Origin of the sequence: Bacillus thermotolerans (assembly GCF_000812025.2) — a bacterium.
Lineage (GTDB): Bacteria > Bacillota > Bacilli > Bacillales > Domibacillaceae > Quasibacillus > Quasibacillus thermotolerans.
Genome location: NZ_JWJE02000078.1, coordinates 1 through 11,467, shown reverse-complemented (window position 1 = coordinate 11,467; position 11,467 = coordinate 1). Strand labels below are relative to the sequence as shown.

Sequence of the window (11,467 nt, the reverse complement as noted above, 5' to 3'; positions counted from 1 at the left end):
TTGGATGGCGTAAACATAACCTCTGCCTTTTCTAATTTTCATAATATTCTCACCTAAATTTAATTTAACATATGTGTTTTTTTATTACAAACAAAAAAACCGCCCTAACTCATGACTGAAGTCGCGAGTGTGCGGGCGGAGGTCATCAATTAACAAGTTAGATGACTAGATGGCCTTCTTTTTAGAACAATACACATACGTCGACTGCAGGTAATGGCTATTTATAAATATGAGTGCAATCCAAACAAGCTAAGCAGGCCATCACCGGTGCAATACCGGCAACTGCCTGCTTAAAAAAGTGTCTATCCCCCTGTCCCGATTACAGGGTTCGGCCCTGAAAAGAAAGGATTTCTTATTTATGCACTATTCTACAACCGCTTCATCGGCCTTAATATTAACCTTGTCTCCCTCTTCCTGAATGCCAATTTGCAGGGACGTCATAAATCCTTCATGTGTCGCTTCTTCCAGTGTTCTTGGCGCTAGACAGTCGCCAATTTGATGAACCTCAGGGGCCATATCTTTAATATCGTCATATAGCTCCGTATTGGGTACCCGTCCAAGCGATAGAACAATGGAATCCCAATCTGTAATGACTTCCCTTTCATAGGAAAACAGGTTGCGAATCACCGCTTGGCCATTTTTTATTTCGCCTAAGTCATAATGAGGAAGAAGTTTTACTTTCAATTGATAAAGCTTCTTCAAATATTCATTCCGCAAATATTGATGAACCTCTTCCCCGATGTATAGCTTTGAAGTAATCAGCGTGACCTGATGGCCTTTTTCTGCCAAGTCAATGGCTGCCTCCATCCCAGGCCAGTCGCCACCAAAATCAAAAACTAGCACGTTTTTCCCGATAGCTCGATCTCTTTTACGGAACAGCTCATCAACCGTTAAAACTCTTTCGTCATCAATCCCTGGAATATCTGGGATAAACGGCCGGGAGCCTACAGCGCAGAAGACAGCATCCGGTGAAAGGGTGATCACATCGGTGGATGTTATATCCCTTCCGAGCCGGACGTCTACCTTGCTGACAGCTAATTTTCTCCTGAAATTATCAAGCATGGTTTCAGCTAATTCCTGCCTCATTGGCGCCCGCTTTAACACATTTAATAGTCCGCCAATTTCCTCCCCTTTATCTGCGAGTATAACCTCATGCCCTAGCTCGTCTAATGTAAGGGCGGCTTTTAAGCCGGCCGGACCTGCCCCTATCACGAGTACCTTCTTGTTCTCTCTGGAGCGCTCCTTCAATGTCTGGACTTGTCTTTCCTTACCGGTGGCTGGCGTTTGCACGCATCCAATTGGCAACCCCTTATGATAATGCCCGATACACGCTTGGAGACAGCCAAGACAAGCATCAATCAAATGATGATCTCCTGCTTTCGCCTTGTTCGGCATCTTTGGATCGACGATAAGCGATCTCGTCATTCCGACAACATCCGCTTTCCCTTTAGCTACAATTTGTTCAGCCTCAACCGGATCAACAATACGGGAGCCGACAAACACTGGCACCGCTCCCGCCATGCGTATCTTAAAAGCCTGCGGTGACACGTACGCATGCTTCACCGGTGAAGGCGGCACAATGTGGGTCGAGCCGGCATACGTACTGGAATCTCCTGCCGTCACGTTAATGAAATCGATCCGTACCTGCTCCACCAAGTGCTCGACGATTTTCACCGAATCTTTAATATCATTGCCGTCCATTGTCATTTCATCGGCACTCATTCTGATTCCCACTGTGAAGCCCTTGCCAACTTCCTGCCATACCCGTTCAATCACTTCTACAATAAATCTCATCCGGTTCCGAAAGCTTCCGCCGTATTCATCCGTTCGCTTATTCGTATGCTCTGACCAGAATTGTGCAGGCAAGTAGCCGTGTGAACAGCAAATTTCTACCCCGTCAATGCCTCCTTCTTTGGCCAGTCTTGCAGAAATGGCGAATCCTTCAATAACATCCTGAATCTCATCGATGCTCATCGGCCGCGGCATCGTACCGAATCTTAAGCTCGGCACCGCAGAAGGCGCCCAGGCCGCACTGCGGTAATCGCTTGACACCACCTCTCTCCCCCCATGAAACAGCTGCTGGACAACCTTTGTGCCGTACCGGTGAACTTCCTTCACAAGCTCCTGGTAAGCCGGCACAATTTTCGGATCATAGCCAGCAATTGTGTGGGTCGTTAACATGCCCGATGAATGTACTGCAGCCGCTTCTAATATAAGCAGCCCCGCCCCGCCCTTTGCTCTTTCCACATGATAAGCCGCCATATCAGGAGTTGGAATTCCATCAACAACATGATTGGTTTGATGAGCCGTGCTCATAATTCGATTGGGCAATTCCATGCTGCCGATTGTGACCGGGCTAAACAAGTGCTTAAATGGTGTCATATCTACTCACTCCCGAAAAATTAGTCGTCTACTTTCTAGTAAGCAAAATCCATACCAATCACTTTATCTCTCGTCTCTATTTATAAAAGCAGGATTCTTCAAGAATGGATCGAAATTTCTTAATAATTGAGCGGAATTTTTTCATCATGCTGCAAAATCTGAACCTTTTTTGCATCACCGTTGCATAATAGGTTCAATTTTTTTAATCCTGCTTGTACACTCATTAAAATCGTTCATCGTTCAGGAAAATCAGCGCTAACTGATGCAAAAAAGGTTCAATTTTATCTGGAAAGGAGTGTTAGCATGCTTGCTTTAGAGAAGAAAAACGCTGTTTCTGTACTGTCGCATATCCAAATGAAAGAATTAGAAAACTGGCTGCCGTTTCAGCAAAGGCCTGTTGTTGTGGTGGACCCATCGTTCCAGCTGATTGGCGTATTGGATGACCGGTGCTTTTGGAAAAAGAGGGCGGCGGGGATAAATGAAGCCATTGAAGCATGCGTGAGTCAGCGTTTTTTGCTCGTTTCCTCTTTATCTGACATAGGAGAAGAAGATCCTCAAAACTATGACTTTTTCATTCTGGAAGAGGATCATCAGTATGTATGCTATACAGCCTTTGAAATCAAAGAATGGAAGTACGAGCAAAGAATCAGCGGACTGCTGAGCATGAATCGTTCGCTCCATCAACAGCTGGACATGTCCCTGCAAAAGAACAAAGAGCTGATTCGGATTTTAAATTCTTCCTATGACGAAATATTTGTGACAGACGGAGAAGGCAACGTGCTGTTTGTCAGTGAATCATGCCAGCATTTCACCGGGCTCCCGCCTGCAGCATTTATCAATAAAAATATCCACGAGCTCGTGCAAAAAGGCATTATCAACAACTCGGTTACACTGAAAGCTATGGCTACTCATACAATCCACTCGGTCGAACAGGAGTATCCTAACGGAAAAACGGTTCTTGCCACAGCCACGCCTATTTTCGACGAAGAGGGAAAATTATACAGAATCATTTCGAACTCCCGAGACATTTCAGAGCTTGTTGAGATGAAAAGGCAGCTGATGGAACACCGCTCTACGCAGCAGGCGCCAAAGGAATGGATGGTGCAAAAAAATGTCGGCTCTCAAAAGTTCCTCACTCAGTCACAAAACATGATATCCACTCTTCAATTAGCAGAAAGGGTGGCGCCCACTGACTCTTCCGTGTTCATTCACGGTGAATCCGGTGTCGGAAAAGGCATATTAGCTAAGATTATTCATGAATACAGCCCAAGAAAGAACAAGCCATTTATTCAAGTCAACTGCGGAGCCATTCCCGAAAATTTAATAGAATCCGAGTTATTTGGGTATGAAGCAGGCGCCTTTACAGGAGCTCATAAACGCGGAAAGACCGGACTTGTAGAGGCAGCAGACGGCGGCACGCTGTTTCTCGATGAGATCGGGGAAATGCCCTTAGGATTACAGGTGAAAATCCTGCATTTAGTTCAAGATAAAACGTTCAAAAAAGTGGGCGGAACGTCCGAAAAACAGGTTGATATACGCATTATTTCAGCTACAAATAAAAACTTGATGCAAATGATTGAAGAGAAAACCTTCCGCCAGGACTTGTACTATCGCTTACACGTAGTGCCGCTGCACATGCCCCCATTAAGAGAACGAAAACAGGACATTGCCTTGCTGACAGACTATTTTCTTGAGCAGTTCAATACGAAATATTCCCGGCACATTGAATTAAGCAAAGACGCCAAACTGCTCATCCAATTACAGGAATGGAAAGGAAACGTAAGAGAGTTAGAGAATTTTATGGAGCAAATCGTTGTAACGGCCCAGAAACCGCTTATCAGCATCGGAGACCTTCCCTTCGCGATGAAGCATATGATTCACAGCGAGCAGCACCTCCCCTTCCATCAAATGACATTAAAAAAAGCAGTAGAAGAAACAGAAAAGCAGCTCCTCACGAGCGCCTTAAAGCAATATAAGACGACGAGAAAAATAGCTAAAGCGCTCGGCGTTAACCAGACGACCATCATGAGAAAGCTCCATAAGTATCAGCTCACCTAAAAATTAACTGAATATTTAGAATTAGGCATGCTACTTGCATTAAATCAAGTAGATCCATTTAACGAAGGGAGTGTTTAAGGTGGGTGAGTTGATTTTTTGCTTTGGGTATGGAGGATCGTTAATTGTTCTAGGACTTATCACTAAAGTATTCGTCGGCAAAATGGAAAAAGATATCGCTACAGAAGAAACGGAAACCATGGATGAAAAGGTGGGGATGTAAATGATTTATACAATCGGCGTTATTTGTTCTTTCCTGATTTACGTCCTTATAGGTATCGTCCTTTCGCGAAGAGTAAAGAACTCAGAGGAATACTATGTATCTGGCAGAAACGGCTCTACTTTAATGATTACTGGCATGCTTGTCGCTTCTTTTTTAAGTACTGTTTCTTTTATGGGGGAAGCTGGCTTTTCCTATGAGGGCTACCCTATTCTCTTGCTTATACTCGTTATCTTTAATGCCACAGGCTATGTAATCGGGGTCTTCTTCTTCGGCCGTTATTTACGAAGAAGTAAATCATTGACGGTTCCTGAGTATTTTGGCAACCGTTTTCAATCAAACAAAATCAGGATAGTTACCGCTATTACGACGATCTTCGGCATTTCTGCTTATCTAGTAGCCGTGACACAAGGAGCAGCTGTGCTGCTTTCCGAGATTTCAGGCGTTTCCTATATAGTCGCCTTGCTGATCATGTGGCTGGTCTACACGTCTTTCACTACTCTCTCCGGCGCGAAAGGTGTCATGGTCAACGATACAATCATGTTCTTTATCTTTTCACTAGCTACTTATATATCGTTGCCTTATATTATACAGTCAGCCGGCGGTTTTCCTGAAGCTATTGTGAAAGCCGCAACGAATCCTGAACGCCCTGACTTATTGAGCTGGCACGGCATTACCGGACCAAATGCTTACATGGGAGAGCCGTGGGAAGCGTTATTATGGGCGATCATTATGGGGTTAGTCTGGTCGGCTGTTATTGCTATCAGCCCTTGGCAAAGCAGCCGGTATTTGATGGCAAAAAATGAACACGTAGCGATTCGCTCCGGCATTTGGGCTACCATCTCAATCATCACGATTTACCTTTTCCTTCACCTTAGTATTTCTGCGGTGACCACGCTTAAAGGAGATATTGCCCCTACAGAAAAGGTATTTATATGGGCCGCGATGAATGCGACACCTCAGTGGTTGGGCATTATTATCGTCAGCGGCATTATGGCGGCCGCCTTATCCTCTTGCGCCAGCTTCCTTCAATTGATCGGAAGCAGTATCACAAGAGACATTATGGAGCAATCCAGAAACAAAACGTATTCGGACAAGCAGCTGCTGCGGGCAAGCCGAATGTCTATGATCGTTGTTAGTATTATTATCCTGCTTATCGGTATTTGGCAGCCGCCTTCCGTTATGTGGATCGGCTACTTCGCGGCTACCCTTTTTGCAGCTTCCTGGGGACCGGTCGCATTCGCCAGCGTTTTCTCGAAAAACGTAACAGAAACGGGGGCATTCTGGAGTATTATTATGGGATTCTCAGGGGTTGTATTCGGAGAACTCCTCGTGACATTCGGCATCGAACTGCCCGTCTATTTCAACCCAGTCATCATCGGTGTCATCTTAAGCTTGATCGCCCTGTATGCAGGCTCTAAATTCGGAGAAATCTCCATAGAAGAACGAAACTTCCAGACTCATATTCTAAAAAGACCCATTGAACCAAACGAGAAAGAAGAAATGGTCATTACTAGAAGGTACCCTGGCTATTTAATGATCAGCGGCGTTGTTATTATCATGCTTACATTCATCTTCTACTACTGGCCGCTCACACTGGCGATGTAGAAAGAGATGGAAAACTGCTTCAGGTGAACCTGGAGCGGTTTTTTAGTGTTTAAAAAGAATCCGTTCTTCAACCAGAAGGATGTTTCCCGGCCTACAAACAAAATTCATAGTGAATAAGCTCGTCTAGAATCTAAGAACTCTCTTGCCAGCCGCACTGTTCACAGATTTGTTGTTGGTAATAAGACGCGGACAAGATATAATATTATTAAATGCGTCATTTAGTTGGATGATAAGGAAATGACCATTTTTGTGAAGTAATGAACAGAAAAACTTCTAGATGTTTTACTAGCAAACTGTCCAAAGGAGTCTAAAATATGAGTGAAAATACAACAGTTCCTTTAAAAGCGAACGAGACCATTGGTCATGAGAATAAACGAAGCGTGAAGACGGTCCTGCTGGATCTTATCTACCTTTTAAAGGGTCTCGTGTTAGTTGCCAATGTGTTTCCTGTGCTGGCTGGATTCTGGCTGGCATTGGCCTTCACGGGTACGACCTTGTCAGAACAGTGGGGGTTGTTTTTGTACACGATGATTGGGAGTACACTCGTCATTGCTGGAGCCTTAGCCCTTAATAACTGGTACGAGGTGGATCTTGATCAAGCCATGGAGCGGACCCAAAAGCGTCCAACCGTGACGGGGAGCTTTTCTCTAAACGCTGTTTTAGCGCTGGGCATCAGCTTTACCGCTGTCGGCTTTATGTTGTTACTTCAGACTACAACCGAAGCTGTCATTTACGGATTTATTGGCTGGTTTACTTATGTGGTTCTTTATACATTCTGGTCCAAACGCAAATATACCCTGAATACAATGATCGGGGCCATTTCTGGTGCCGTTACACCGCTCATTGGATGGACGGCCATTGCCCCGGGGTTTCATATTGTTCCGATTACCGTTGCTCTTATTGTCCTGATCTGGCAAATGCCTCATACGTTCTCTATTGCCATGAGAAGATATGATGATTATAAAAGAGCGGGCGTCGCAATGCTTCCCGTGTTGTATGGATTTGAAGTCACGAAGCGGCAGATTCTTGTGTATGTCACTTGCTTGCTGCCATTGCCATTCTTCCTATGGTCCCTGGGTACAACCTTTGTCGTGATCGCTACCTTGCTTAACGTTGCTTGGATTGCCATTGCGATAAAAGGACTTTACACAAAGAATGACGTAAAGTGGGCAAACCTCATCTTCATTTATTCCGTTAATTATTTAATGATCCTTTTCTCATTGATGATCATTGTGACATGGTAATAAACCGTGAAAAGAGCTTGGGAGCTTCCCAAGCTCTTTTATATTTAAGTAGTTACATCCTCTCAATTAAGCCTGTCTGCAATGCAGAGCTTCTTTAAGCTGCCTTTCGTGCATAAAATGAAAGAGAACAGCCATTCAGCAGAACGGCTGAACTTCTCCTAATCTATTAAGAGCCTGCCAGCTTTCTTCTGTTTTTTCTTCACGCTTCAAGCTCCATAACTGATAAGCTAGAAAACTTTCTATTTACCTCTGGTTTTCTTCTGTTTTTCCTTTCTCTCGTAATCTTTAAAAAATGAAGCAGCAAAAATCAGTGAATCCCTTTCCAATCATTTTTTGATCAAGAAATGATAAAAAATAGGATAAGCCTAAGGTGAATGGAACGTGATTCGCTATATGTCCGATCACTACGATATGGAGGTGGTATCACTCATGAAGGTTGTCTCAGAAATGCTTTCACACATAGCGGTGATCGTCTCTTGCAGTTACAGCATATACCGCTCATGGAAGGAGGCGAAGGACAAAAGAAAAGAACAGGAAAACGATTCTGCCTAAAGAAACGAGCTTTTCTATTACAAGGTGAGAAACTCTTATTTGATGTTTCGTTTGTACTAATAGATCTGCATTTTTACCTTGTCTAAATCAAGGCTGTCTGGTGTTTGCCAGGCAGCTTTTTTATGTTGCAGTGAATCCGACATATATTGTTGGAAGTCGATTGATACATAGAATCAAAGACTCAGCAAAACGAATGATGGCTTCCTTTAGGAGTAGACAAGGAGGCTTCTTCAGGCTCTGGACCATGGCTCAAAAGCCAGGATAGGTATGCGGGGAGTATATGTGCCTATGAAAAACTTGGGCCTAGTCAAATTAATTAATTCTATATCAAACTAATAAAAATGCCTAACCCAAAAAATTCTGTTTTCATAATCTATTAGTAAAATTAGGAAAGGTGGTGAAAATATGGATTACTACGAAAAAGATAGAGAGTATAAGAAAGACAAGGAGTACAAAGAGTACAAGAAAGACAAAGGTCATAAAAAGTCAGGGTTCTGGCATATCCTTGGAGCTTTCGTACTAGGCGGTATTCTTCTCCTGTCCCTTCTCTTCTTCTTCAACCGACCAGTAGCACCTGCGTTTGGCTATGTGTATCAGGATAATACGACAACCACAACATTAGTAGGCGGTACTATAGATTTTGACTTTGCTGGACCGCTTCTAAATACGGAACCAGTCTTTAACTCACCAGACGCAGCCCAACCTCCAGAGGGAATTACCGTCGAAACTAGCGGTGTTTATGAGATTAATGCGAACATCCCTCTAGTCCCTCCTACTGATGCAACTCCGGTGGTATTCGATATAGTAGTAATAGATGAGGACGACATCATTACAGCCATTCCAGGATCTATATTTGTAGGTTCAGTTGATAATACCGCGGGAACTACTATTAAAGCACAATTAGATGCAGGGGAAACAGTGACTGTAAGAGTACGCGACGGAGGACCTGCTACCTATTTATCCGCAAAACTCACTGTCGAGCGTGTTGGACCACTTGTCGACACTGAGTAATTTAAGCCAGCAACAGTAGAAGGTCATGAAGGCTAGTCATGTACTAGACCGTCACGCCTACTGCTTCTAAAAGTGCCAAGTTAACCTGGTTAGCTTGGCATTTTTTATTTGTTCTTTCTTTTCAAATTGCTTAGAAGTGTTCTTAAAACTAGTTCATCAGTTCAATAGAGTGGCTGATCTCTTTTTATTCCTATGAAAGGCAGACTAAGCTCCCTTTTATACCTATGTATGATCACTAACCTTAAATGGGAACTAAGAAAAACAACATTTACACCTAATCGAGCGGACAAGATTGACATAGAAGATAAAAAGCGTTATTATTATCTCGAATTCAAGATATTTATATTTGATTTTTTCTAGGTAGACAGGATAGGAAATGAACCACTTCCCCCTGCCTGATATTCATATAAAAAATAGGGAAAACTAACAATACCACCATTTTTGAAACCAAACCCAACAGGGATCAGAGATAGATGACAATCCTTAATTTCAAACTAAATCTAGCTTTCATGGAGGCATATAAAATGAACCACTTAAAAGGAATACATCATGTCACCGCCATTACAAGCAGCGCGGAGAAGAACTACGAATTTTTCACATATGTGCTAGGCATGCGCTTAGTGAAGAAAACGGTCAATCAGGATGATATTCAAACATACCACCTATTCTTTGCGGATGATAAAGGCAGCGCAGGCACGGATATGACGTTCTTTGACTTTCCAGGGATCCCAAAAGGCGTACATGGGACAAACGAAATTTCAAAAACCTCTTTCCGTGTGCCAAGTGATGCGGCATTGGACTACTGGGTCAAACGTTTTGACCGTCTAGACGTCAAGCACACAGGGATTAAAGAGCAATTTGGCAAGAAAACTCTCTCTTTCGTTGACTTTGACGATCAGCAATACCAATTGATCTCAGATGAACTAAATGAAGGAGTGGAATCCGGTACACCTTGGCAAAAGGGGCCGATCCCTCTCGAATATGCCATTACGGGGTTAGGGCCTATTTTCGTCCGTATTGCGAACTTTGATTACTTTAAAGAAATGATGGAGAAAGTCCTCTTATTTAAAGAAATCGCCCAAGAAGGATCCTTCCATTTATTCGAAGTAGGTGAAGGCGGAAATGGCGCCTCCGTTATTGTCGAACACAATGCGGTTCTTCCTATGTCTCAACAAGGCTTTGGTACAGTACACCATGCCGCCTTCAGAGTAGAGGACCGCTCTGTATTAGAAGAATGGATCGAGCGGATGAGCAGCTTTGGGTTCCAGACATCCGGCTATGTCGACCGTTACTTCTTCGAGTCATTATACGCAAGAGTGGCTCCGCAGATTTTATTCGAGTTCGCTACAGATGGCCCCGGCTTTATGGGAGACGAACCTTATGAAACACTTGGAGAAAAATTATCCCTTCCTCCATTTTTAGAACCGAAACGCGCACAAATCGAACAGTTGGTTCGGCCAATTGATACAGTGAGAAGCACAAAGGAATTCGTTAAAGAATAAATAGAAAACAGACTTAAAGATTATGCGGCTATCTAAACTTTGTAAACCGCTACCCGTTGGAATGGAAGGCGCGAAGACTCCTGCGGGATGAGCGGGACAGGTGAGACCCCGCAAAGCGGAGCATGAGGAGGCTCAGCGCCCGCCCCGCGGAAAGCGAAGTGCCTGGAATGGAAATTAACAGCCTCCGTCTATAAGTAAAATAAAACAAGCTGTAGGCAAGCTCAGTCTTCATCGAGTTTGCCCATAGCTTGTTTCATTTTTTGAAATACTACCTTTATCAAATAAAATAAAGAATTTCGGATAATTACTTAAGGTGCTTTAAAGCTTCCCGCTTGCTGAGTGGTTTTAAATCATGGCTAGCCACAAAATCTCTTACGCTTTCGGGACGAGTTTTAGCATACTGACGCAAAGCCCACCCGATGGCCTTTTGCACAAAAAACTCCTTGCTGTCTGCTCGTCTGACAATATAGCGGAATAGGCGTTCTTCATCTGTCTTGTCTTTGTAGTATAGCTGATAAAGGATGGCTGATCGCTGCAGCCAAATATTCTCATCCTCAATCCACTGATCAGCAAATAGGTCGATCAGTTCGTTATTCCTTGAAAACATATCCCCTATGATGCGTGGAGAAAGCACATCTATCGTATCCCACCATGATTTTTTCACGATCAAGCTGGATAACCAGGACATATCACTGCTCGTAAGGTCCTTTTTCGCTTTTTCGATGATATCCAGTGCTGCCTTTTGATGACCTCCGCCCGCACACTCGTGACTTCAGTCATGAGTGTGCGGGCGGTTTTTTTGTTTGTAATAAAAAAACACATATGTTAAATTAAATTTAGGTGAGAATATTATGAAAATTAGAAAAGGCAGAGGTTATGTTTATGCCATCCAA

9 protein-coding genes are annotated in these 11,467 nt (G+C 43.5%); 7 read left to right on the top strand and 2 right to left on the bottom strand.

Annotated features, from left to right (window positions below; all coding sequences use genetic code 11):
- Positions 1–363: 363 nt before the first annotated feature.
- On the bottom strand, positions 364–2,382 hold the full coding sequence (locus QY97_RS18130) for an oxidoreductase (protein ID WP_046128814.1): 2,019 nt from the start codon (positions 2,380–2,382) through the stop codon (positions 364–366).
- 303 nt (positions 2,383–2,685) lie between these two features.
- Between QY97_RS18130 and QY97_RS18125 the strand changes: the two genes are divergently transcribed.
- The 7 genes from QY97_RS18125 to QY97_RS18105 all read left to right on the top strand — a co-directional run bounded on the left by QY97_RS18125 (position 2,686) and on the right by QY97_RS18105 (position 10,574).
- On the top strand, positions 2,686–4,440 hold the full coding sequence (locus QY97_RS18125; protein WP_082090239.1) for a sigma-54 interaction domain-containing protein: 1,755 nt from the start codon (positions 2,686–2,688) through the stop codon (positions 4,438–4,440).
- A 79-nt stretch (positions 4,441–4,519) separates the two neighbouring features.
- Positions 4,520–4,660 carry a hypothetical protein gene (locus QY97_RS20580; RefSeq protein WP_156994636.1) on the top strand — a complete coding sequence of 47 codons (141 nt, stop codon included), beginning with the start codon at positions 4,520–4,522 and terminating at the stop codon, positions 4,658–4,660.
- On the top strand, positions 4,661–6,265 hold the full coding sequence (locus tag QY97_RS18120; protein ID WP_039236847.1) for a sodium:solute symporter family protein: 1,605 nt from the start codon (positions 4,661–4,663) through the stop codon (positions 6,263–6,265). It begins immediately after the preceding gene.
- A gap of 314 nt (positions 6,266–6,579) precedes the next feature.
- The gene (gene cyoE / locus QY97_RS18115) at positions 6,580–7,509 is read left to right on the top strand and encodes a heme o synthase (RefSeq protein ID WP_052725931.1); all 930 of its coding nucleotides are present in this window, start codon (positions 6,580–6,582) and stop codon (positions 7,507–7,509) included.
- Between the two features lie 381 nt (positions 7,510–7,890).
- Positions 7,891–8,061: a hypothetical protein gene (locus QY97_RS20575; protein ID WP_157761921.1), complete on the top strand. Its 171-nt coding sequence runs from the start codon at positions 7,891–7,893 to the stop codon at positions 8,059–8,061.
- A 405-nt stretch (positions 8,062–8,466) separates the two neighbouring features.
- Positions 8,467–9,072, top strand: a complete 606-nt coding sequence (locus QY97_RS18110; RefSeq protein WP_039236844.1) for a hypothetical protein — start codon at positions 8,467–8,469, stop codon at positions 9,070–9,072.
- Positions 9,073–9,596: 524 nt separating this feature from the next.
- Positions 9,597–10,574 carry a ring-cleaving dioxygenase gene (locus QY97_RS18105; protein WP_039236841.1) on the top strand — a complete coding sequence of 326 codons (978 nt, stop codon included), beginning with the start codon at positions 9,597–9,599 and terminating at the stop codon, positions 10,572–10,574.
- 304 nt (positions 10,575–10,878) lie between these two features.
- On the opposite strand, the gene QY97_RS18100 is transcribed toward QY97_RS18105, so the two are convergent.
- On the bottom strand, positions 10,879–11,307 hold the full coding sequence (locus QY97_RS18100; protein ID WP_082090240.1) for a DNA alkylation repair protein: 429 nt from the start codon (positions 11,305–11,307) through the stop codon (positions 10,879–10,881).
- Positions 11,308–11,467 lie beyond the last annotated feature (160 nt).